Source organism: Providencia sp. SP181 (genome assembly GCF_050446505.1).
Lineage (GTDB): Bacteria > Pseudomonadota > Gammaproteobacteria > Enterobacterales > Enterobacteriaceae > Providencia > Providencia vermicola.
This window is the reverse complement of the sequence record NZ_JBBPXM010000003.1, coordinates 295,273-317,189: the sequence shown is the minus strand read 5'-3', so window position 1 is coordinate 317,189 and position 21,917 is coordinate 295,273. Positions and strand designations below refer to the sequence as shown.

Sequence of the window (21,917 nt, the reverse complement as noted above, 5' to 3'; positions counted from 1 at the left end):
TTGAATTAACTCATATAACTGAAAATGCTGTGAAGCAATTGCTATACACAGCATAATCAGCAAATATAAGATTTATTATTTTTTTAATATTTTTATATTAATACTTATTGGTAATCTAAAACGTAAGCGACTGTAGATTTAACAGAACCGGCAGTAGCTGCACCTAATGCCTGCATACGAGCAGATAAATTAATAACATTTGTCCCTGCATTTAAGCTTTGCTCAACAGTATCATTTGTTTTTAAATTTGCTCCACTTGCATTTTGGAATAACACACCAACATTGGTAGCAGTACCAGTACTTGCCCATAAAGTGCCTGCTGCATCCATTTGGCCAGTGAATTTAACTGTTACTTTAGAATAATCAGTACCACTTGCAGTAGGGTCCAAAATACAATCCGTTAATTCTAATGTAAAATCAACATTTGGACCTTGTGAACCAGCTGTTTGTAATGATGCCGCTGGAACAGAACCTAATTGAACTTCTTTGTTAACAGAAGAAGGAGCAATAGTACAAGCACCAGTATTCACTGTACCATTAAATTCAATAGTACCACTTCCTACATCCGCAGCGAATGAAGTTGATGCAGCAGTGAATGTTAATGCGATAATTGAAGATGCTAATAGCGTCTTTTTCATTTTAAACCCTTATTTCATGATATTATTAATATATACTAAGGCAATACCTTAGTTGGTACACAGCCATACCAATAGTATTATTGATATAACTAGAATTCAGTTAACTTTATTCGTATCATTATTTTAATGACTTGAGATGTCCGATAACATGTGAAGTAATATAACCACTAACATGAACCGTAAATATAAGGAGATCCTTAAAACAAATACTAATCTTCATTTTTTTTATTTTTTGAATAAAAACCATGACTTAATAATGAATTATATTCAGAGATCCAATTTTTTGATTGCTCTAAATCTATATCTTCAAGGAAATAATGAACACTGACTTTAAGGAAGTCTGCAATCATAACTAATGAATCGATATCTATTCTATTAATACCTCGTTCATAGCGAGAAAACTGTTGTTGACTAACATTCAAAGCCATTGCCACTTCAGTTCCCGTTAGTCCATACTCCCTTCTAAGCTTCTTTATTCTGCTCCCTACTATTTTGGCAATAGGATATCTAGCTGCCATTTTTATTTCCTTTCTGAAAAATACAAAGTAGATACTGAATAACATAAGAATAACTAACTGCGAGCAATACTAATTAAATAAAATAAAAATAACAAACTCACATACGAGTAATAAATAAAACTAAACATTAATTTTATTTATTAAAATCTCTGATTTTTGACTATTAATATATGATCCACACTTAATATAAGTAAGGTTTATGAAACATTATCTAGCGAACTCGTCATTTTTCGGGTAAACGCCATCATCAAATATGGTTACTTATCTCACATATCATAAAAATACAGTTTTTTTATCTGATAAATCATCAATGCTAAATTTTATTTATTAACTAAATGTTAACATTTACGTTTTAATGAAATTTTATATCACCAAGTTTTGGTGAAACCTATGCTTATAAAATAAGATACCTTAAGACTATAAACTTTCTTAAGGTTTTATTGGGCTCTGAACTAAACATCTTAACTATTGTGATTATTCAGATTATTCATACCTCCATACTCTATATATTTCGTTATCATTTACATAATTTTTATTAGTTAATCACAGAGGGATAAAATGGAGCAAAAACAATATTCTGAGAAATGGCAGAAGCGCTTTAACTTTTTTGACACTCATGGAGCACCCGATACGCCAGAGTTTAAAGCCGCATTGAAAGCGGAGTCTTTCGGTGGACGCCTGCTCATTAGCATGAATTTCTTCGCCTTTTTCTTCGGTATTATTTATTTTTTGATTTTAGGATTATGGAAAAAAGGTTTAGTCCTACTGGGGATTTCTATTGGTTTAGGTCTGGTGCTCAATGTCATTGATTTTATGATTGGTGGTACGATTCCTAATGGAGCTTATACCGGCCTTTCCGTCGGGATTTCAGCTCTCTGGGCGATGATTGCTAATTATGCTTATTATATAAAAGAAACCAAGGGACTTGATGGGTGGAACCCGTTCGAAGGGATCCGCATGGTATAGGTAAAATATTACCTGATAATTTATCGAATAAAAAAGTGGTTATAAAAGTGCCCCCAATAGTTGGACAACCAATTATTGGGGGTCTTTTTATGCCATAAAAGTTAAATAGTCATTAACTTCCTGGGGTAAAATAAATTGGTGAACCAGGTCCGACTGGGATACCTAATACAAATACCCAGACAATAAAGAACAATGACCAGCCTATCAGGAAGATAATCGAATATGGCAACATCATTGAAACCAATGTACCAATCCCCGCATCTTTCTTATATTTCACCACAATCGCCATAATCAGACCAAAGTAGCTCATCATCGGCGTAATAATATTGGTGACAGAATCCCCAATACGATATGCAGCTTGAATGGTTTCCGGTGCATAACCCGCTAACATCAACATTGGAACAAAAATTGGTGCGGTTACTGCCCATTGAGCTGATGCTGAGCCGATCATTAAATTAATAAATGCACAGATAAGAATAAAGCCAATAAACAGTACACCACCATGAAGATCAATACTATTTAAGAAATTGGCACCTTTAACTGCGATAACTTGCCCAATATTGGTCCAGCCAAAGAAGGCAACAAATTGTGCAGCAAAGAAAATAATGACGAGGTATAAACCTAGCGTACTCATCGCGCCCGCCATTGCATCAACAATATCTTTATCCGAACGCATAGTTTTTGCTATATAGCCATACACAATACCGGGAACAGCAAAGAAAACAAAAATAAAGACCACAATACCTTTTAAGAACGGTGAGTTACTGACTAAGCCAGTGTCTTGGTTACGTAATATTCCATTTTCTGGTACTACCATTAACGCTAAAAGTGCAGCCAATCCCCAAAAAGTCACAGATGCCCAAAATAAGGCTTTTTTCTCTAACGGGGTGACGTTTGCAGATGCATAAAGGCTATTTTCATCCTCATCAACAGCACCACCCGTGTATGGGCCTAATTGTGGCTCAACAATTTTTTCAGTAATTAAATAACCTAAAATAGTAATTAAAAACGTACTCGCAAACATAAAATACCAGTTTGCTTCTGCGCCCACGATATAAGTTGGGTCAATGATTTGTGCTGCTTGTTGAGTGATACCCGACAATAATGGGTCAACCGTACCTAATAATAAGTTTGCTGAATAACCACCGGAAACCCCAGCAAATGCGGCCGCAAGGCCTGCTAAAGGGTGGCGACCTAATGAATGAAAAATGATAGCTGCGAGCGGAATAAGTACCACATAACCTAACTCTGCCGCGGTATTTGACATGATCCCAGCAAACACGATCGCCATTGTGGTTAATTTTCGTGGGGCTTTGGTGACAACCAAACGCATGGCAGCGGAAAGTAAACCTGCTCGTTCAGCAATCCCTACCCCTAATAATGCAACTAGTACCGTTCCTAACGGTGCAAAGCCTGTAAAATTGGTGACGACATTCGCAATAATTTTTCGGATCCCTTCGGCATCCAATAAACTCACAATATGAATAATACCATCTTCTGCGCGCCCTTTTGCACCTTCTGGACGAGGGTCCGGCACACTTACACCGAAGTACTGACCAATTGCTGAGGAAACTAATAAAATCGCAATTAAAATAATAAATAAAATAACAGGATGTGGTAGAGCATTGCCTAGCCACTCAACCGTTCGTAAAAAACGGCTTCCCTCTTGCTTTTTTTGTTCCATATTTTCTCCTTATAAACAAGAAAAACGGACATTACACAATGTTTTTGCTTTTTGCTATTTACAAATAGATAATTCTAAATCAACAAAATTCATACAAATCAGACATAAAATTCAACATGATTAGGACTAACTCATTTTTATTAGCTATTAATATTATTAATTTAGCCAAAGAGGATAATTACAACCAAAATAATCTTGGTAAATTAATTTCAATAAGTGTGGTCAACATAACAATTTTCATATTATCTATGGCTTTTTTTCGTCATTTATCACTAATTAAATATCATTTTTTAGCAGTTTTATTTTATATAAATCGTAAAACCCTTATTTATCAACACTCGATAAAACCTTGCCTATAATTCGGAATAACAATCCTAATAAAGAATAATCTGCCAATTTATTTATATTGATATAGAAGGTTATAATAGTAAAAAACAACTCATGGAGCCTCTATCATGTCAGTTATCGACCTTTGGGCTGAACGCCATATTCAAGAAGCGCTAAGTAGAGGTGAACTTTCAAATTTAGCTGGGGAAGGTAAAGCTTTGCAGCTTGAAGATGACAGCCTGGTTCCGCCTGAGCTAAGGGCTGGATATCGCTTATTAAAGAATTCGGGATATTTACCTGCTGAATTACAGCAAAGAAAAGACGCGCTAACACTGAGCCATCTACTTCAAGGACTGTCGGTTGATGACCCTAATTATGTCAATGTGAGCAAACAACTCGCGCTGCTTGAATTAAAATTAAGGCAAGCGGGGGTAAATACCGATTTTTTACAGGGTGAATATTCACAGTCAATTTCAACACATATTGGCAAAAACTGAGAGGTAGCTCTAATGGGGTATTATCGCTTGAGTTCGATATTCAAGAGGGGTTTTGCCATAGTATTTCTTAAACGCATGGCTAAATGCAGAGTGTGAATCATAACCCACACAAAGGCCTATGGTTTCTATACTGCTATTTGTGAGCAATAAACTCCCCGCAGCTTCCATCCGCTTTTGTTGAATAAATTGCATCACCGTTAAGTGTGTTTCCGCTTTTACTTTTCTTTGTAACGTACTGACTGACATACAAAAAGCGAATGCCATATCTTCACAACTAATGGGCAAATGTAGCCGAGTCTCAATCCACTGAGAAACGGTATCAATCCACTGACTTTCGGGTTTTAATTGCGCCAACAGTAAACGTGCCACCGCAAAATTATTTTCAGGTGCTTGGGGAAAGCTTTGTAACCAATGAAGCAAACCAATTGCTGAAGGTGTCAGAGCAAATTGGGTCATTTTCTCGTCCAATGCCCACTGCGCCGTTGCAGGCATTTCCAAAACATAGTTTTTATTACCTTCTTGACCGCTAAACGCATGGCTCACACTTGGCGGGATCACAATACCCTTCCCTGCATCTAATTGAAAATGCTGCCGATGCATATTGATTTCCATTTGCCCTGACAACGACAATACGACTTGCCACTGCCCATCGTGTTGATGAGAAATGACCTCGTCAGAATATTGTCGAAAATGCAGTTCAGGTAATCGCAAAGGAAACACTCCTACTGATACAGATAATAGCAGTATAACCTTTTTACCTATAAATGGCAGTGATGCCAATATGTCATCACTTGAGAATTCAAATAAATATAACGAAAAGTTATATTAAATTGAATGCTCTATATAATTCGTTTTATCGCTAGGCAGCAAGCAAACGAGATCCTAGGAGCATACAAAAGTATGTGACTAGGGCGAGTGAGTGAAGCCAACAACGCGATAAAACGAAGTATGACGAGCATTGAGCATTAAGCGAGTAAAGCGCCGTTTGGGAGTGGTAAATTAAACTCGGCTAACACAATAGCGCCCTTTTCATCAGGAGCCCCTGTTATTAACACTTCAGATTTAATCCCTGCTATACGTTTTACTTCAAAGTTACAGACGCAGAGAATGCGCTTGCCGATTAGGCTTTCAGGGGTGTAATTCACGGTAATTTGTGCGCTAGAGCGTTTGATACCCAGCTCACCAAGATCAACTTCCATCACGTATGCGGGTTTCTTTGCTTTACTATTTAGCTCTGCACTAATAATGGTGCCAACACGCATTTCAACACGGGTAAAATCATCCCACTCAATAATTTGCATACTTCCATTCCTAAACTAAATCACTGTTGGTCACTAAATTAGCATAGGACAAGCCAAAGGCATTATCGTCAAACAATCATTTTATATTGAGAAAAAATCAGTGACCTCAGGTGATTTGCAAAAAAATAACCCTCAACACAAAACAATTGAGGGCAAACAATGAACGAGATAAAGAGCAAAAATAAAATAAGACTTACATTGTTGAGAATGTATTCATAATTATCCCACCAGAGATAATTAACCCCATGGCAAATACCGCAGGAAAGTCTGGTTTTTGTTTATATAAAATCATAGAAACTAATGTCACACCAACAATACCAAATCCACACCATAATGAATAAGCTACACCTACAGGGATATACCCCATTGCACGAGTCAGTGCGAAATAACATAAACAATAGGCAATGATCACTAAAATAGAAGGCCCTAATTTGCTAAAGCTATTGGTTTTTTTAATCATTGAGGTTCCAGTTATTTCAGAACCAATCGAAAGTGCTAGCCATAAAAATCCAGTAAACATAATTTTCCCCTTAAATTTTAATTAATGAACGGCTTTATTATTGGTGGATAATAATGACTCTCTCGTTTCTTTATTTGGCTCTTCTGTGTCTTCTTCATCTGCCCCCATTTTGGAGAACAGATTCATGATCACAATTCCACTTGCAATCACCGCCATACCGATCATTGCTGCAGTATCAGGATGTTGCCCATAGAACAGCATGCCAAGTGTAGATACCATAAGAATCCCAGTACCTGACCATGTTGCATACGCTAAACCTACAGGGATATATTTAACAGCTCGAGAAAGTGAGTAATAACAAACAACATACAGTATAACAATCAGTGCTAATAATATGGACTTCGTAGTCCCTTCGCTATTATCAAACATTTTCAATGTAGAGGTTGCTGAGGTTTCTGAAATAATAACCGCCAGCATCCAAAGCCATGATTTTGCTTTAGGGGACATAGATAATACTCCTACAATAAATAGAAAAATTAGATTTAATTAATTTTGATGTTTTATTTCTTTAAAGACTTTAAAGACTTTAAATAATCGACAGCTGAATCAGTTAATTTATTATTACTCGCAATATACCCTCCAGGGTCTTTCATTACTTCCTTTAAAGTAATATAGCGATTTTTTTGATAGTTATTTTTAGGTTTCAACTCTTGGTTAAAATCATTTATCAATAATTTACCTTCAATTTCATTTAGTGTATTAAACTCCACACCTAATGAAATAAGTTTCGACATATTTTCTTTAATAATATTATTGTATTTTTTATTTTTATCTAAACCTAAAATTTGGTTGAGTTCACTCTCTGGGCAGCAATGATGTTTTAATGCCAGCACAGGAATATTTTGTGCAAGCGCATGCAAAATCAGTTGGCTTTCTTCGCTGGTAAATAAGCCGTTTGCGACTTCACCAACCACCTTGGCATCAATAAAAGGTAAAAATACACAGTGGTAGTTTCCTAATGCATTTAGATGCAACGTATTTTTATCTAATATTGTTCCCAATGTTGCCCACTGTGCAAAATAAGGTGTTGCAGGCATTAATTGGGTGGCATAGAGCGAAAAAGAAACCGATAAAAATTGCGTTAACCGTTGGTAAATCGCCTGTTGGTAGCCTTCTACAGGGGATAACACCACAAGAACATGCGGGTTTAGTTGCCTTAATACCTGTTCAACTATCCGTTCAATCTGTTTTTCATTCACCTTGCCACCGTCCCTTAACCAACAATAAATACGCTGTCATTATTGCGCAGACCCGCTGCATTGGCTTCGTCAGTATCAATATGAAACTCAAGAGAAAAGCGCTCATCTACACGCACAACAACTTCATCAAATACTAAACGACGCTCACCTTCCGTACGAATATTGACCTTTTGTCCATTCACCACGTTTAATGCTCTGGCATCTATCGTATTCATATGAATATGTCGTTGTGCACAAATCACTTGAGATTCAAGGTTTGCATAACCAGCTGGGCCGATTAACAATGCACTACCTGAATCGGCTAAATCCCCTGATTCCCTCACGGGGGCTTTAATCCCTAAAGCAAAACAATCGGCCTTCGAAACCTCTAACTGGCTTTTTGGGCGCACAGGGCCTAACACTCTGACTTTGCTGATTGAGCCTTTTGGCCCAACAACCATTACACATTCCTTCGCCGCAAATTGCCCTGGCTGCTTGAGATCTTTAAACGGCGTGAGTTGATAACCTTGACCAAATAAGGCTTCGACATCCTGCTGCGAAAGGTGTACATGGCGATTAGATACCCCCACTGGGATTGCTATAGCAGATTGCATTCCATTCGCTGGGTTGTATGCTGAAAGACGAGACAAAATTTTGCCCATCAATTGCTCATTCATCATGATTTTTTACCTTTGCGCAGGTCATTTTTAGGCTCTTTAATACTATTTTCCGTCACCTCTGGTGCAGATTTTTCCTCAACCACAAGCTTTTCTTGCAGCTTTTCAGCTTGTTCGACACTTTTTTCTAACTCGCCCTTTTTACTTTTTACTGTTAATAATTTTGTAATTACACTTTCTTCAGGGCGTGCAATCACGAGTGAGCCTACGCATAATTGATTATCGCTGATCACCTCAATACCGTGATCAACGGCGGTGCGCACTGCGCTGATTTCCCCCTGAAAACAAACGGATACTAAGCCAGAGCCAATTTTACGATAGCCGACAATTTCTACACTGGCGGCCTTACACGCCGCATCAGCTGCCTGTATCGCGGATGTCAGTCCCCGCGTTTCAATAACACCTAAACTTTTCATCTGTCTCTCCTACTTAGTGACGAACCAGTCGAATATCAAAATCAAACTGTTTAAAGAACGCTTCCAATTGATCGAGTTCTTCTGCGCTATAGGTTGGGTCTTGTTTTACTGGATAAATCATGTCCAGTTTGTCGTATTTACCGCGTCCCAACTGGTGGTAAGGTAGAATATCGATACGTTTTACATTGCCGCGTTTGGATAGCGCCATCGCGTATTCAATGGCCCCAGTGATTGCGTCATACGAATCGTTATACCCACGCACCAACGGCATCCGCACCACCACGTTTGCACCTAATTCAATAAGTCTTTCAAGGTTTTGGCGCACATTTTCGTTACCAATACCAAAGATACTTTTATGCTGTACGCTATCGATGTGTTTGATGTCATACAAAAATAAATCGACGACTTGAGCGAGCTTTTCATAGTTAGCTAATGATGTTGTCCCTTGGGTCTCTACCGCGGTATTGATCATCATTTTTTTGCATTCACGCAGCAGTTCAACGGCGAAATCGGTTTGTAGACTCATTTCCCCACCACCGATCGTGACACCACCACCAGAAGAAATATAAAAATCATAGTCTTGCATGATGATTTCCATCATTTCGGCAACCGTGACATCTTTGCCCATAATGTCCAGCGCACCGCCAATGCACACCTCTTCACACTTACGACAACCAATACAATCAATGCTGCGATTAACACGGTGAATTTGTTCACCTTGCTCATTGGTTGTTTTGTAATGAATACCTGTTGGGCAAACATCGACACACTTACCGCAATTGACGCATTTATCATGGGAAAACATCACTTGAAACTGGCTGCTTAATCCCTCAGGGTTAGCACACCAGGGACAACGAATATTGCACCCTTTAAGAAAGATCAGCGTGCGTATACCATCACCGTCATAAATGGAATATTTTTGGATATTAAATATCCGACCTTTAATATCTGCAGCGCTCATCATCACACCTCAACACATTGAAAAATTTATCGTTTTTATTATGAAGTGGCAGGTATGTTGCCATACCTGCCGATATCGATTTAGAACTTCTCAATCACAGTACGGCTAATAATTTCATCTTGAACTTCTTTGCAGAGTTCGACGAAGTAAGCACTGTAACCTGCGACCCTAACGATTAAATCACGATATTTTTCAGGTTCTTGCTGCGCTTTTTTCAGCATTTCATTATCGACATAACTAAATTGCATTTGGCCATTTCCTAAAATAGAAGCCGTTCTTAGCAAGGTAATTAAGCCGTGGCGGCCTTCAGGCGTATCCAACAAGCCTTTTAAGAACTTAAAGTTATGCACCATGCCAATGTTCATTGTTTCAACATTCATCTTGCTGATGGATTTAATGATGGCGGTTGGGCCTTGTTTATCCGCACCTTGCGTTGGACTGATACCATCTGATAATGGCATCCAAGCTAAACGTCCATTCGCACTCGCTGCGGTTAATTCCCCGATTGGAGTATTATTCGAAATCGATAAGGTTCCGTGGCTAAGTGTGGAATACAACATGTCGTATTTGCGGCACTCGCGCTCTGTCCACTCCGTAATATCCAGCGCATACTGGTCAACATAGTTGTCATCGTTACCAAATTTTGGCGCGTTTAAGCAGTCGCGGCGCAGTTCGTCATAGCCTTCAAAGTTAGCTAATAGGCCATCACGTACTTGTTCAAGGGTATAACGTTTGTCTTCATAAACCAGCTTACGAATGGCTGCCATTGAATCGACGTAGGTTGCAAGACCAGAGAAAATCAAACCTGGACCGTGGTTAATCATCGCACCACCTGCGGCAACGTCTTTCCCTTTTTCCATACAGCCTTCCACCAGCAAAGACATTAATGGTTTTGGTGCAACATCACGGTGTACTCGTTGGCTGATCACCGTACCGACCGCGGATAATCGGACGATATGAGCGATTTGTTGTTTCACTGCGCGGTCAAAATCTTCAAAAGTTCTCAAGTCACGCAGTTCACCTGTATCTAAGCCTTGGTAACTATCAAACAGCACCATGCGCCCACGATTTAAGACAAACTCAATCGCGATTGGCCATTGGGTGTAACCTGTTGAGGTCCATTGATAAATTCGGCCTGATTTTTGAGGTTCAACGCAACCCATCAAGCAATAATCACGCGCATCTTCAAAGTCAAAACCTTTACGTAACATCATTTTGATGTGGGAGTCATCGAAGTGGCAGGCAGGGAAGCCCATACCAGCTTTAACGACATCGACAATTTTTTCCATGTACTTTTGTGGTGATTGGTTATGGATACGGCAAGCCAGTGATGGCTGGTACACCTTAACGAAACGCACCGCATCCATAATTAAATAAGTTAGGTCATTACACGCATCGCCCCCCGAGCGTTTTTGCCCGCCTACTGTTAAGTTGATAAACGGCTGGTAACCCGCAAAATATTTCGCGCCTAACTCACTGGACATCCACATTAATTCAGCACATTTGATGATAAACGCCTGCATCATTTCCAGCGCTTGGTCTTGTGTTAAACGGCCTGTTTTGATGTCGTTTTCATACATTGGCAGGCAATATTGATCGAGGCGCCCTAAAGACAAACCCGTTTGGTTTTCTTCGATTTCAAACAGAGATTCTACTGTCCAAATGCTTTGTAGGGCTTCTTGCAAGGTCACAGGCGGATTTGCTGGCACGTTTTCATTTACTTGTGCGATAGTCAATAACTCTTCACGGCGTTTTGAGTCTGTTTCTTTTGCGGCTAACTCACGAGCATGTTCTGCAATACGGTGCGCGTAAGACACAACACCTTCACAAGTTTCAATAGAGGCTTTGTAGAAATAGATACGGTCGATATCCTCTGGGTTTTCCATGCTAAGCTCAGCCAGTTTCGCCTGTGCATCCGCTTTGATCCCATTCATGCCTTTGGTGAATAACAAGACATCGTAGCCTGGGCATGTATCACCCCCACCGTTGATTTGGTGGTAAGACAAATCACTGACAAACGTTTCGCCACTAAACTCCCACACACCCGCTTCACGGTATTGTGCTTCACAGATTTCATCTAATGAGCGGCCTTCCCAGAACGGTGCAATGTCTTCACGAATGACTTTTTTGTCTTCTTCAGAGATAACAAATGGGTCTTGTGGGCGTGTGCTCATGGTGTCGAGCTCTTCAACCACCCAGCGCCATGCGATATCTGGGGAGAATGCACCAGCACGTGGCTTACCACACGGATGCCCAACAATTAATTCTTCTGGTTGGATTAAGATTGGTGCGGTTTCACATGCGCGACGGAATGCTTTTGCACGCAGTAAAATCGGCGGTAAACCTGGGTTATTTTTGACAACGTCAGTAAAGGCTAAAGCACGGTAGATAGAAACACTTGGGCGCGCTTCTAAATAGCGGTTACGCAGGCGTTGTAAACGCGGGGTCAGCCCTTCCATTACTTTAAATTCTGTCTCAGCTTGTACAGACGGTGCAACATAGCTGGCATTCGGCGCAGAGTATTGCGGTTGCGTGCTTGCTTGGCCGCAATATAAGCGGACTTTTAACCCATTATTGACGGCCATGATATTTTCATGAGCCGATAACATCATGGCGGATAATTCATTAATGCATACGTGAGGGTCGGTTAAATATACGCCACCTTTTAATGCATCAAACATTGGGTAGCCATCCACCACTTTTGTCGAACGCACTTCAGAAAGCTCAGCCAATTTCAGCCATAAACTTTCAACCACTTCATACGCTTGGGCTGGTGTTAAACGGCCTTGCTCGATGTCCCGTTGGTAGAACGGATAAACCGCTTTGTCGAAGCCCATTGGGTTAACCGCGTAACTGCCATTTTCCAGATGTAAAATAAGCTGCAATAAATAGAATGCTTGGCAAGCTTCTTTAAAGGTTTGTGCAGGTTTGGCAGGAACATTACGTAAAATCGCCGCGCTTTCTTGCAGTTCTAAACGGCGATATTGGTTTGATTCCACCGCTGCCATGCTTTCCGCTTTTGACGCGAGGGATTGTGCAAAATGAATTGCTGCATCACATGCATAAATTGCAGCGCGGCAATTATTTGCCTCATCAATACTATTACGACTGACTGCACTACCGATGTTTCTGACTCGGTTTTCCAATTGGGATTTAATTTCTAAAAAACCGATGTTCAGTACCGCTAAATAGTCAGGGGCATCAACGGTGCTATCCCCTGCTAAGAAGGTGTAAATACTGTTGCTGTGAATTTCGTTTTCAGTGAAGAAAATCGCGCCACGCGGTGTGGACGATTGACTACCAATAATCAATTCATCTTGCGCAATAAACGCAGGGAAATGACGGATAAATTCATAAAAACGTTGAGCAGGTTTTATTGCCTGCGGTGCACCCGAAAGTTGGTTTTCCAGTGCTTCTAAAATGTTGGCACGTTCAGTAATAATTGAGCTATTGCGGGCACTTAAGCGTTCAGCCAGCATTTTTACGCGTGGGGTCAGAGCATATTTAGTCATGTTAGCCTATCCTGATGTTCGTTCTAGTTTGTTGTTCATCACCTAACAGCTTGCGGCTGTTAAAAAGATTGCCGATATAGCGTTTCAAGTTGCACTTGGTTCACATCCCGTGGATTGGTCGGAGTGCAACTATCACGCAGTGCTTGCCCCACCATTTCCCCTAAACGGGCGTTAAAATCGGTTTCATTAATGCCTGTGGCTTGAATGCCTTTTGGCATATTCATTTCATCTTTCAATACGTTGATTGCCATAATTAAGCTTTCAACGCCTTCACGTATTGTTGAAGAGGGTAAATTCAAGTTTTTCGCGAGATGAGCGTAACGTTTTGCGGCTTCGCTATCACAACGCCCTTCTAACTCGGCATTAAATGCCACCACATGTGCCATCAATAGCGCATTGGCTCGGCCGTGTGGAATGTGGAATACACCGCCTAATGCGTGGGCTAAACTGTGCGTGATCCCAAGGGAAGCATTGGTAAATGCCATTCCTGCGATGCAAGAGGCGTTATGCATTTTTTCGCGAGCAAGCAAATTGCCACCTTCGCGGTAGCAGTCAATTAAGTGACCGAAAACCAGCTGCACCGCTTTTTCCGCTAGCGCATCAGAAAAATCAGATGCAGTGCGGGAAACATACGCTTCTAATGCATGGCAAAGCACATCCATCCCTGTATCTGCGGTAATCGACGCAGGCACGGATTTCACGAGAACAGGGTCGAGGATCGCCACATCGGGCAACATAAACTCATCCACTAGCACCAGTTTTTCAGAGTGGGACTTAATCACTGAAAATGAGGTAACTTCAGAGCCTGTGCCGCTGGTTGTTGGGATTGCAATAAACTGCGGTTTTGCCCGATTGGCGTCGCTTTTCGTGTGCCATAAGGAGTAAATAATCGCTTTCGCCGCATCAATCACTGAGCCGCCACCCAGTGCAATCACCACATCGGGATATTGCACGTCCATGACTTTCATGCCTTTTACGATGGCTGAAATATCAGGGTCTGGCAGGACATCGTCATACATTGAAAACGCAATGCCTGAGTGTGTTAACCGACGAGTGACTTCCTCTGCTAAGCCAAATTTCACCATGGCTTTATCGGTCACGATAAAAACCTGCTGAGCTTGCATTTGTGAGATAAAATCCAGTGCATTAGCACCAAATTGAACTCGCGGTTTAATGAGAAACTGGTTCATGCTGTTGTTTACTCCTTGGTATAAACCTTTTCAACAATGGCAACCACTGACATGGCTTTGTATTTGTCTTTGTTCAACGCGAAGTACTCTTCAGCTAACACAATGTCGTTGATACCTGCACCGACGCTGTCTACCGCCACATACGTTCGGTCTTTCAACGGTTCAAGATCATCCCCCAGCGCAGCGACCATCAATAAGTTGCTTCCGCTAAGTTCTTGGCATTTCTGCGTTGCGACAACATGTCCGATTACTTTTGCCAAAATCATGGTTTATACCGCCTTATTTCAATGAATTACTTATTTAGGCGACCGAGAACGGCCTTAATGATTTGCTCAACATTTTCTTCGGTGATATCACCTTGCGAAACAACAGCTTGCGTAATTTCCGCCGTGCTAAAACGGTTGTCTGCTACATGAGAAACAGGTGCAGAAGCCGTCACTGGCTGACGAAAACGGTCATCATCTAAAATACTGATTTGCGATTGATTCACTGTGGTTGAAGCCGCAGGCTGAGCAACTGGGCACGGCTGTGCTGGCTGCCTTAAATCATCAATAGAACGCACGCCATAACCCACTTTACGAATGTTCAGTAAGTTCATTGGCCCGACGTTATCTGAGCTCGAACCGCCACCGATTGCACCGCAACCTAAGGTTAATGCTGGCGTAATATTGGTTGTTGCTCCAATGCCCCCCAGTGCCGCAGGTGTATTAATCAAAATACGGTTAACGGGTTTCTCAAGGGAGAATTGACGAATGACATCTTCGTTTTGGGTGTGGATCACCAATGTGTGGCCTAAGCCTTCATTAGTCAGCAAATCCACCACACGATGGCAAGCAGATTGCCAATCTTCTTCGATATACATCCCTAAGATCGGGCAAAGTTTTTCACGCGAATAGGGGTTTTTCGGTGAAACGGTGTCTTGTAAGGCAATAAGCACACGCGTATTGGCAGGTACGCTAAACCCTGCACGCTGGCTCAAGGTAATGGCATCTTTCCCAACCACTTCAGGGTTGATGGTGCCATTTGCCCGCAATAACATTGACGCCATACGCTTCGCTTCGTCTTCATTCATAAAGTAAGCGCCTTGCGCTAACAGCTCGCGGTGCACTTCGTTATAAATACAACGTTCGACGATAATTGATTGCTCTGACGCACAAATAACCCCGTTATCAAACGTTTTACTGGTGATAATGTCATTCACGGCTTGTTTGATATTGGCGCTGCGCTCAATAAAGGCAGGGCCATTACCCGGACCGCCACTGATTGTTGGCGTACCCGATGCATACGCTGCACGCACCATGCCCTCCCCGCCAGTCGCTAAAATTAAGGAAACATCTTTGCTGTGCATCAGCTCTTTGGTCGCTTCAAGGGTCAACATTGTGACACCATCAACGATCCCTGCGGGTGCGCCAGCCTCTAATGCCGCTTTTTTAACAATGTCTAACGTACGGAAACTACAGGCTTTGGCATTAGGATGCGGGGAGAAGACAATGGCGTTACCTGCTTTTAAGGCAATCAACGTTTTGTAGATGATGGTCGATGTTGGGTTTGTCGATGGCACCAATGCCGTGATCACCCCTAACGGAACGCCTACATCCATGACTTTGTTGATTTTGTCATCATTAATGATGCCAACGGTTTTGAGATCTTTAATGTGTTCATAGACACGCATTGAAGCAAAGGTATTTTTCAAGACTTTGTCTTGCCACTTACCAAAACCTGTCTCTTCATTGGCCATTTTCGCCAGCTCTTCAGCGTGAAGAGCTGATTCAATCGCGATGTGTTTAACGATACTGTCGATTTTTTCCTGCGAAAAAGTCGCGAATACTTTCTGCGCTTGTTTCGCGTTTCTAACTAGCTCTCTTGCCAGTTGTCTGGATTGCAGATCTTTATCTAATGCAACCATGTCTTCCCCCGTATCGGAGCCAAAATTAACTAATTAACTTGTTGTTTTATTTACTTATCAGCCAACAGCTTAGGCTTTATGTTGCTGCGCAATTTTGCCGATATCGTTATGTGGTCTTGCGATAACGCGTGATGTCACTACGGTGCCAACACGTTTTGCGGCTTCAACACCAGATTCCACCGCTGCGTTAACTGCACCGACGTCGCCTTTCACCATGGCAGTCACTAACCCTGAACCGACATTTTCATAACCAATCAGTTCGACGTTGGCTGCTTTACACATGGCATCAGCGGCTTCAATACAGGCCACTAAACCTTTAGTTTCAATTAGTCCAAGTGCTTCTTTCATAAGTAATTTCCTTTTTATTCCGAGACTTTATACTGGGCGACGATTTTCTGAATATCGCTGTGAGGACGAGCAATAACCAGAGATGTCACAACAGTGCCAACGCGAGAAGCCGATTCAACACCTGAATCAACCGCTGCTTTTACCGCACCGACATCCCCCTTCACCATTGCCGTCACTAAACCTGACCCAACATTTTCATAACCAATCAGCACAACATTTGCGGCTTTACACATCGAGTCAGCCGCTTCAATACATGCCACTAACCCTTGAGTTTCGATAAGACCTAATGCGTCACCCATGTTTTTTCCTCCGGAAAAAGTTATGCCTTATGTTTAATCACAATTTTGTTGATATCGTTATGTGGACGCGCAATGACCAGTGATGTCACGACTTCACCAACACGCTGAGCAGATTCAACACCTGAATCAACCGCCGCCTTGACTGCACCAACGTCGCCTTTAACCATTGCGGTGACGAGACCTGAACCCACATTTTCATAACCGATTAGCTCAACGTTTGCGGCTTTACACATTGCATCCGCCGCTTCGATGCAAGCCACCAAACCTTTAGTTTCGATAAGACCTAATGCATCACCCATTGTTGTTTCCTCCGAGAAGCCTTCTTCATTTTTCTTTACCGCGCTCTTTAAGTTGATGTGTCCGAATACATGTTTCTTGAAGAACCGAGGTAATCATTTACGCCAACAGTGTCTGCGCGGTGATTAATTGAACGCAGCCTTTGGCTTCAAATTCACTATAGAGGTGAAAAATAAAAACAAAATATAAATCCACAACATGAAGATACTTAGAATATTTAACTAAAAATTAGATTTATTAGCCCCTAAATTCACACATCAATGCTGAAAAAACGAAAAATTCACGCATCTGTCTGGTGAATAAAAAACACGAAAAATAGATTACGGATTAATCAGGTAGGATTGTTAACAGGATATTATTAAGCTGATACCAAGGGGTAATTTACACAATGATAACTGTGGGGTGGCTCACTGGCTTATAAGCTTTACTCGCAAATAAAGAAGCTCTTTTATATTAAGGTACTCAGGAAAGTGTGCTTATCTGAGGCAAGCAGTTCACACTAAGAAGCCTATGAATAACACTGAAGATGTAAGCCATTTTAAAGACAGTTAAAGACGGTTAGAACGGGAAAACACACAAAATGATAGGCCAACTTTAATGCCCTAGGTCTGTATTTTGTTAGTCAAATTTACTGCCAGGTTTTAATGTGCAGATATAAAGAGGAGAGTTAATTGAACTTAATAACAACGCTTTATCATTCAACTTTTGGGCATTAAGAAATAAGCCATCATGACTATCTGACATTTCTCGCATAAAGTAGTCAAAAATCACATCGGGGGATTCATCAATGGAAGAGGCGCTCGATTCCCATTGGCTAATATTATAATGGCGTTCCGTTGGGGAAACCCGTTTGGTCGTATAATTAAATTTCACATAGCGCTGTAAATACAGCCACCCTGCTTTAGAGTCTGTATAGCCTTCAACAACAATAGACCCTTTTCCATTCGCACCAAAATTGAAATGAATATTGCCATTAACGTTTTCATCTTTCATATTTTCAAAGCGCATGATGCCTTTGGTAGAACACACCATTAATCCATCTTGTTTATTGGAAAATAAAACCGATTGTGTGTAAATCACCACCATAATAAACAGCAAAGCACTCAGTAAACATAATACTTTCCCAGATATTTTCATGATGGCTTCCAAGAATAATAGAAATAGTTATCGCAATAGCTAAAAGGATTGTCTTCATTTACGGCACAGTGGGCTAAAAACACACGGCCTAATCCATTAGTTTGTAATTTATCCCCATAAAAGAAAACAAATCGCTCTTTTTCTACACAGGCAAGATTTAAGTTATTTCTCACCTTGTCAAAATTTTGCACATAATTTTGTGCGACGGTGCCATTAATCATTTTTTCATTTGAAAGCACATCGCAGTTAGCATGCTCCAGCACCGTCATATTAATCGGTTGAGATGGTTGATTTGATAAATAAGCCATAATTAATAACAAGATAGAGCACAGCAAAAATGCACCACTGGCGAAATACCAACACATTTCTTTTTTTGCCTTTGTTAATGGCTCAGGGCTTTTAACGGGGGATATTGAGATTGTTTCTGGTTCAATTAAAGAGGGGGCAATAATGGGTGATAATACAACTTCAGCGGCATCTATCTCACTCAAGTTTTTAATAAATTCAGCAGGGTGCATTTTAGCATCATTCAAACGTTCTAGCGTCACTTCTGAATTAAATTCCAATCTCCCTCTGGCCACCGTGATAATGATATTTTCAATACCATACTGGCGAAATGCTTTTCTTAATAAACTCAAATATTGGTTTAAATTACTGTTGGATGAAACTAATCCATTATCATCCCACACTGCTTTTAATACATCATCACGGGATACCACACCCCTATTTTGGATAAAATAATAAAGCAGTGCATTGGCGGTAATAGACAATTGCGTATCCACCTCGTCTTCTTTCAAAGACAAAGTGCCATCGACTGCATCATATATAATGAAGGCATTGATTTTATATTTCATTGGCGCCCCATGTTTTTATTATATTAATGACGGTATTTTCGGTGTTTACTTATCCATATTAAGGTAGCTTTTCAAAAGATATCGCCGTTAAACGACTCACAATGGCATCACGCTCTTGTTTTGATAACGTTTCACCCTCTGTTAATGATGACAACCACAAGCCGTCTGCGCCATAACGCACTAGCGCCCCTAAATAGCTGTTATCGAACGAGTCACCTTTTGCTAAATGACCCAGCACCCAATTACGCCAACATTTGCGCAATACAGGCTCATTTGGCATGGCCAACGACAATAACGCGAGCTGAAAACTTTCATCTGATTCTTTAAGCTCGCCAATATAGTGCAAATATGCACGGGAAAAACGCCCATAAGTATTGATGTCATTTTCCATAATGAAACTAATACGCTCATCCATAATGCTCAGTAATTGCAAAAATAGCGCATGGATAAGATCTTGCTTACTTGGGAAATGATGCATCAGCCCCCCTTTGCTGACACCCGCTTCCCGTGCAACCGCATTAAGGGATAATGCAGAAATGCCGTCCCTACCCGCAATTATGCGAGCCGCTTTTAATAACTCCACTTGAAGTTTGACGGGATCTTTTTTTCTGTGCTGCGCTGTTTTGTTCATGTAATGGATGATACCGACCAGTCGGTATGTTTCATTTTGACCCAAATCAAGTAACCCTGTTTTGTTCAAGGTTAAATCAAAATAGTGGAATGGGACTCACAATATCCATTTTAGATAGGCCATAACCCCGTAATTAATTGATAATTTAAAATTATTTTGCACCTCTGCTTTGGCTAGTTTCAAATTTAACTTAGTTTTGCGCCAATTCGGGTTATGATGTTTAATAATGGATGTAAAATAAAATTCTGACAAAGTACAAATTATTTGTCACATTCGTCACTAACCGTCGATAGAAGAGGTTTTACCATGTCAAAACAATATAATATTGGTGTTATTGTGGGTAGCTTACGTGCGGATTCTTATAATTTAACCGTCGCTAAAGCCATCATTAAGTTATTCCCTGCAAATTTCTCATTCAAATTTATCAACATTGGCGACCTTCCTCTCTACAATCAAGATGCTGACCAAAATGTGCCTCCTGTTGTCGCCAATTTTAAATCTCAAATTAAAGCCTGTGACGGCATTATTTTTGCCACCCCTGAATATAACCGCTCTATTCCTGGTGTATTAAAAAATGCCATTGACCAAGGCTCTCGCCCTTGGGGAGATAACTCGTGGAATGCAATTCCTGCGGGGGTTTTAGGTGTTTCCATCGGTAATATCAGCACGGCAATTGCCCAACAACACCTGCGCAACAGCCTTGCCTTTTTGAATATGCCAACCATGAACCAACCTGAATGTTACCTGAAATGGTATGACGGTATGGTGGATGAGCAAGGCAATATTTCACCGAAAAGCAAAGATTTCTTACAACCGTGGGCGGATACCTTTGCTCAGTTTGTTGCCCATAACGCTGTGAGCAAATAAGTTATCGCGTACACAACTTATTGAAACAAAAAAGGCGCATAAAATTGCGCCTTTTATTTATTAAACCATTAACGGCCAGCTTTTAGCTTTTGGAAATACTCTTCGTACAGAATATTGGTATTCCCAACATCGCTTTGCCACTCGCCTTTTTTCAATACCTCTTCACTTGGGTAAAGAGATGGGTCGTTAGCAATTTCTGCAGGTAACATCTTTTTAGCGGCTAAATTAGGGGTTGGATAGCCAATTGATTCAGCAACTTGTGCCGCAATTTCAGGGCGTAATAAGAAGTTAATCAGTTTATGAGCCCCTTCAACATTTTTCGCATTGGCAGGAATAGCTAAACTATCCATCCAGAAGATACCGCCTTCTTTTGGCCACACCACCTCAATCGGTAAGCCTGCTTGCCTTGCGACAAATGCGGAACCATTCCATAACATCCCTACATCTACTTCCCCTTCAATAAACGGTGTGGCAGGGTTATCCGAGTTAAAGGCTAAGATATTCGGGCGCAATTTTTGCAGCTCTTGATAGGCTTCTTCAATTTCTTTCGGGTCAGTGGTATTGCCTGAATAACCCAGTTTGTTTAATGCGACTTGGAATACTTCCCGTGCATCATCCATCATCAATAGGCTATTTTTATATTCAGGCTTCCAAAAATCTGCCCATGATGTGACAGAGCTTGGGTCAACGGCTTCACCATTAATGCCAATACCTGTTGCGCCCCAAATATAAGGCACAGAATAGTCATTATTTGGGTCAAATTCTTTGTGGATTAAATTTGGATCGAGGTTTTTAAAGTTGGTTAATTTACTTTGATCAATCTTTTGCAGCATCCCCTCTTTACTCATTTTCGCAATAAAGTAAGTGGATGGTACAACTAAATCATAAGCCCCATCTTTATAGGTCTTCAATTTAGTGTACATGCTTTCGTTGGATTCATAGGTGGAGTAAATCACCTTGATGCCCGTTTCTTTGGTAAATTGCTCTAATAAACCAGGGGGAACATATTCTGTCCAGTTATAGAAATACAGTACGTCTTTGTTATCGTCAGCGGCAGTCGCCGTGCCAATACTTGCAGCCATTAAGCCTGCTGCCAGTAGATAGGACCATTTTTTCATGACTGAGTTTCCCTCAACAACGTGTTTTTATCCCTGCCTGCATCAAGCTGTAACTTGAATGATTTAGGGGTGATA

25 protein-coding genes are annotated in these 21,917 nt (G+C 40.8%); 3 read left to right on the top strand and 22 right to left on the bottom strand.

Going from position 1 to position 21,917, the window contains the following annotated elements; translation table 11 throughout:
• Positions 1-104 precede the first annotated feature (104 nt).
• Together AABS66_RS07220 and AABS66_RS07215 are read right to left on the bottom strand one after the other, a co-directional pair.
• Complete coding sequence (locus AABS66_RS07220) at positions 105-638, bottom strand: fimbrial protein (protein WP_136135351.1); 534 nt, start codon at positions 636-638, stop codon at positions 105-107.
• A 209-nt stretch (positions 639-847) separates the two neighbouring features.
• Positions 848-1,156: a helix-turn-helix domain-containing protein gene (locus AABS66_RS07215; protein WP_206083454.1), complete on the bottom strand. Its 309-nt coding sequence runs from the start codon at positions 1,154-1,156 to the stop codon at positions 848-850.
• A gap of 558 nt (positions 1,157-1,714) precedes the next feature.
• On the opposite strand from AABS66_RS07215, the gene AABS66_RS07210 reads away from it, so the two are divergent.
• Positions 1,715-2,122 (top strand): DUF2628 domain-containing protein, encoded by a 408-nt coding sequence (locus AABS66_RS07210; RefSeq protein WP_206083453.1) that lies wholly within the window; start codon positions 1,715-1,717, stop codon positions 2,120-2,122.
• Positions 2,123-2,234: 112 nt separating this feature from the next.
• Here the strand turns inward: AABS66_RS07210 and AABS66_RS07205 are convergent, their stop codons facing one another.
• Positions 2,235-3,806, bottom strand: a complete 1,572-nt coding sequence (locus tag AABS66_RS07205; protein ID WP_206083452.1) for an AbgT family transporter — start codon at positions 3,804-3,806, stop codon at positions 2,235-2,237.
• A 455-nt stretch (positions 3,807-4,261) separates the two neighbouring features.
• Between AABS66_RS07205 and AABS66_RS07200 the strand changes: the two genes are divergently transcribed.
• Positions 4,262-4,630 (top strand): DUF1992 domain-containing protein, encoded by a 369-nt coding sequence (locus tag AABS66_RS07200; RefSeq protein WP_206083451.1) that lies wholly within the window; start codon positions 4,262-4,264, stop codon positions 4,628-4,630.
• A gap of 9 nt (positions 4,631-4,639) precedes the next feature.
• Here the strand turns inward: AABS66_RS07200 and AABS66_RS07195 are convergent, their stop codons facing one another.
• The 18 genes from AABS66_RS07195 to AABS66_RS07110 form a co-directional block, all read right to left on the bottom strand.
• On the bottom strand, positions 4,640-5,341 hold the full coding sequence (locus AABS66_RS07195; protein ID WP_430224722.1) for an AraC family transcriptional regulator: 702 nt from the start codon (positions 5,339-5,341) through the stop codon (positions 4,640-4,642).
• 254 nt (positions 5,342-5,595) lie between these two features.
• Positions 5,596-5,931, bottom strand: coding sequence for a tRNA-binding protein (locus AABS66_RS07190; protein WP_206083449.1), 336 nt, complete (start codon positions 5,929-5,931; stop codon positions 5,596-5,598).
• 193 nt (positions 5,932-6,124) lie between these two features.
• A complete protein-coding gene (locus AABS66_RS07185) occupies positions 6,125-6,451 on the bottom strand; it encodes a DMT family transporter (RefSeq protein ID WP_206083448.1) in 327 nt (108 codons plus the stop codon).
• A 21-nt stretch (positions 6,452-6,472) separates the two neighbouring features.
• Entirely contained in the window at positions 6,473-6,898 is a 426-nt protein-coding gene (locus AABS66_RS07180) for a DMT family transporter (RefSeq protein WP_430224721.1), read from the bottom strand.
• Positions 6,899-6,951: 53 nt separating this feature from the next.
• Positions 6,952-7,650: a hypothetical protein gene (locus tag AABS66_RS07175; RefSeq protein ID WP_206083446.1), complete on the bottom strand. Its 699-nt coding sequence runs from the start codon at positions 7,648-7,650 to the stop codon at positions 6,952-6,954.
• A gap of 14 nt (positions 7,651-7,664) precedes the next feature.
• A complete protein-coding gene (locus AABS66_RS07170) occupies positions 7,665-8,309 on the bottom strand; it encodes a phosphate propanoyltransferase (RefSeq protein ID WP_206083445.1) in 645 nt (214 codons plus the stop codon).
• Positions 8,306-8,722 (bottom strand): BMC domain-containing protein, encoded by a 417-nt coding sequence (locus tag AABS66_RS07165; protein ID WP_206083444.1) that lies wholly within the window; start codon positions 8,720-8,722, stop codon positions 8,306-8,308. The genes AABS66_RS07170 and AABS66_RS07165 overlap by 4 nt, the downstream gene beginning before the upstream one ends.
• A 13-nt stretch (positions 8,723-8,735) precedes the next feature.
• A complete protein-coding gene (cutD, locus tag AABS66_RS07160) occupies positions 8,736-9,686 on the bottom strand; it encodes a choline TMA-lyase-activating enzyme (RefSeq protein WP_206083443.1) in 951 nt (316 codons plus the stop codon).
• Positions 9,687-9,763: 77 nt separating this feature from the next.
• Positions 9,764-13,195, bottom strand: coding sequence for a choline trimethylamine-lyase (cutC, locus tag AABS66_RS07155; RefSeq protein WP_430224720.1), 3,432 nt, complete (start codon positions 13,193-13,195; stop codon positions 9,764-9,766).
• 59 nt (positions 13,196-13,254) lie between these two features.
• A complete protein-coding gene (locus AABS66_RS07150) occupies positions 13,255-14,385 on the bottom strand; it encodes a 1-propanol dehydrogenase PduQ (RefSeq protein WP_272539329.1) in 1,131 nt (376 codons plus the stop codon).
• Positions 14,386-14,393: 8 nt separating this feature from the next.
• On the bottom strand, positions 14,394-14,651 hold the full coding sequence (locus AABS66_RS07145) for a EutN/CcmL family microcompartment protein (protein WP_206083440.1): 258 nt from the start codon (positions 14,649-14,651) through the stop codon (positions 14,394-14,396).
• Positions 14,652-14,677: 26 nt separating this feature from the next.
• The gene (locus AABS66_RS07140; RefSeq protein ID WP_206083439.1) at positions 14,678-16,291 is read right to left on the bottom strand and encodes an acetaldehyde dehydrogenase (acetylating); all 1,614 of its coding nucleotides are present in this window, start codon (positions 16,289-16,291) and stop codon (positions 14,678-14,680) included.
• A 69-nt stretch (positions 16,292-16,360) separates the two neighbouring features.
• The gene (locus AABS66_RS07135) at positions 16,361-16,639 is read right to left on the bottom strand and encodes a BMC domain-containing protein (RefSeq protein ID WP_006658501.1); all 279 of its coding nucleotides are present in this window, start codon (positions 16,637-16,639) and stop codon (positions 16,361-16,363) included.
• A 14-nt stretch (positions 16,640-16,653) separates the two neighbouring features.
• Positions 16,654-16,938, bottom strand: coding sequence for a BMC domain-containing protein (locus tag AABS66_RS07130; RefSeq protein WP_206083438.1), 285 nt, complete (start codon positions 16,936-16,938; stop codon positions 16,654-16,656).
• 20 nt (positions 16,939-16,958) lie between these two features.
• Entirely contained in the window at positions 16,959-17,237 is a 279-nt protein-coding gene (locus tag AABS66_RS07125) for a BMC domain-containing protein (RefSeq protein ID WP_004249182.1), read from the bottom strand.
• A gap of 616 nt (positions 17,238-17,853) precedes the next feature.
• Positions 17,854-18,372, bottom strand: a complete 519-nt coding sequence (locus AABS66_RS07120; RefSeq protein WP_206083437.1) for a FidL-like protein — start codon at positions 18,370-18,372, stop codon at positions 17,854-17,856.
• Complete coding sequence (locus AABS66_RS07115; protein WP_272573989.1) at positions 18,369-19,226, bottom strand: transcriptional regulator; 858 nt, start codon at positions 19,224-19,226, stop codon at positions 18,369-18,371. The genes AABS66_RS07120 and AABS66_RS07115 overlap by 4 nt, the downstream gene beginning before the upstream one ends.
• A 58-nt stretch (positions 19,227-19,284) precedes the next feature.
• The gene (locus AABS66_RS07110) at positions 19,285-19,857 is read right to left on the bottom strand and encodes a TetR/AcrR family transcriptional regulator (RefSeq protein WP_206083798.1); all 573 of its coding nucleotides are present in this window, start codon (positions 19,855-19,857) and stop codon (positions 19,285-19,287) included.
• A 306-nt stretch (positions 19,858-20,163) separates the two neighbouring features.
• Here AABS66_RS07110 and AABS66_RS07105 point away from each other — a divergent pair, with 306 nt between their 5' ends.
• Positions 20,164-20,724, top strand: a complete 561-nt coding sequence (locus tag AABS66_RS07105; protein ID WP_206083435.1) for an NADPH-dependent FMN reductase — start codon at positions 20,164-20,166, stop codon at positions 20,722-20,724.
• 68 nt (positions 20,725-20,792) lie between these two features.
• On the opposite strand, the gene potD is transcribed toward AABS66_RS07105, so the two are convergent.
• Positions 20,793-21,842: a spermidine/putrescine ABC transporter substrate-binding protein PotD gene (gene potD / locus AABS66_RS07100; RefSeq protein WP_206083434.1), complete on the bottom strand. Its 1,050-nt coding sequence runs from the start codon at positions 21,840-21,842 to the stop codon at positions 20,793-20,795.
• Positions 21,843-21,917 lie beyond the last annotated feature (75 nt).

Bases quoted from the DNA above. Each gene is read 5' to 3' on its own strand.
- AABS66_RS07180 (WP_430224721.1), bottom strand. From the start codon at position 6,898: ATGTCCCCTAAAGCAAAATCATGGCTTTGGATGCTGGCGGTTATTATT.
- AABS66_RS07205 (WP_206083452.1), bottom strand. From the start codon at position 3,806: ATGGAACAAAAAAAGCAAGAGGGAAGCCGTTTTTTACGAACGGTTGAG.
- AABS66_RS07105 (WP_206083435.1), top strand. From the start codon at position 20,164: ATGTCAAAACAATATAATATTGGTGTTATTGTGGGTAGCTTACGTGCG.
- AABS66_RS07170 (WP_206083445.1), bottom strand. From the start codon at position 8,309: ATGATGAATGAGCAATTGATGGGCAAAATTTTGTCTCGTCTTTCAGCA.
- AABS66_RS07165 (WP_206083444.1), bottom strand. From the start codon at position 8,722: ATGAAAAGTTTAGGTGTTATTGAAACGCGGGGACTGACATCCGCGATA.
- AABS66_RS07190 (WP_206083449.1), bottom strand. From the start codon at position 5,931: ATGCAAATTATTGAGTGGGATGATTTTACCCGTGTTGAAATGCGTGTT.
- AABS66_RS07135 (WP_006658501.1), bottom strand. From the start codon at position 16,639: ATGAAAGAAGCACTTGGACTAATTGAAACTAAAGGTTTAGTGGCCTGT.
- cutC (WP_430224720.1), bottom strand. From the start codon at position 13,195: ATGACTAAATATGCTCTGACCCCACGCGTAAAAATGCTGGCTGAACGC.
- potD (WP_206083434.1), bottom strand. From the start codon at position 21,842: ATGAAAAAATGGTCCTATCTACTGGCAGCAGGCTTAATGGCTGCAAGT.
- AABS66_RS07215 (WP_206083454.1), bottom strand. From the start codon at position 1,156: ATGGCAGCTAGATATCCTATTGCCAAAATAGTAGGGAGCAGAATAAAG.
- AABS66_RS07140 (WP_206083439.1), bottom strand. From the start codon at position 16,291: ATGGTTGCATTAGATAAAGATCTGCAATCCAGACAACTGGCAAGAGAG.
- AABS66_RS07220 (WP_136135351.1), bottom strand. From the start codon at position 638: ATGAAAAAGACGCTATTAGCATCTTCAATTATCGCATTAACATTCACT.
- AABS66_RS07125 (WP_004249182.1), bottom strand. From the start codon at position 17,237: ATGGGTGATGCATTAGGTCTTATCGAAACTAAAGGTTTGGTGGCTTGC.
- AABS66_RS07110 (WP_206083798.1), bottom strand. From the start codon at position 19,857: ATGAACAAAACAGCGCAGCACAGAAAAAAAGATCCCGTCAAACTTCAA.
- cutD (WP_206083443.1), bottom strand. From the start codon at position 9,686: ATGATGAGCGCTGCAGATATTAAAGGTCGGATATTTAATATCCAAAAA.
- AABS66_RS07200 (WP_206083451.1), top strand. From the start codon at position 4,262: ATGTCAGTTATCGACCTTTGGGCTGAACGCCATATTCAAGAAGCGCTA.
- AABS66_RS07145 (WP_206083440.1), bottom strand. From the start codon at position 14,651: ATGATTTTGGCAAAAGTAATCGGACATGTTGTCGCAACGCAGAAATGC.
- AABS66_RS07120 (WP_206083437.1), bottom strand. From the start codon at position 18,372: ATGAAAATATCTGGGAAAGTATTATGTTTACTGAGTGCTTTGCTGTTT.
- AABS66_RS07115 (WP_272573989.1), bottom strand. From the start codon at position 19,226: ATGAAATATAAAATCAATGCCTTCATTATATATGATGCAGTCGATGGC.
- AABS66_RS07210 (WP_206083453.1), top strand. From the start codon at position 1,715: ATGGAGCAAAAACAATATTCTGAGAAATGGCAGAAGCGCTTTAACTTT.
- AABS66_RS07130 (WP_206083438.1), bottom strand. From the start codon at position 16,938: ATGGGTGACGCATTAGGTCTTATCGAAACTCAAGGGTTAGTGGCATGT.
- AABS66_RS07185 (WP_206083448.1), bottom strand. From the start codon at position 6,451: ATGTTTACTGGATTTTTATGGCTAGCACTTTCGATTGGTTCTGAAATA.
- AABS66_RS07150 (WP_272539329.1), bottom strand. From the start codon at position 14,385: ATGAACCAGTTTCTCATTAAACCGCGAGTTCAATTTGGTGCTAATGCA.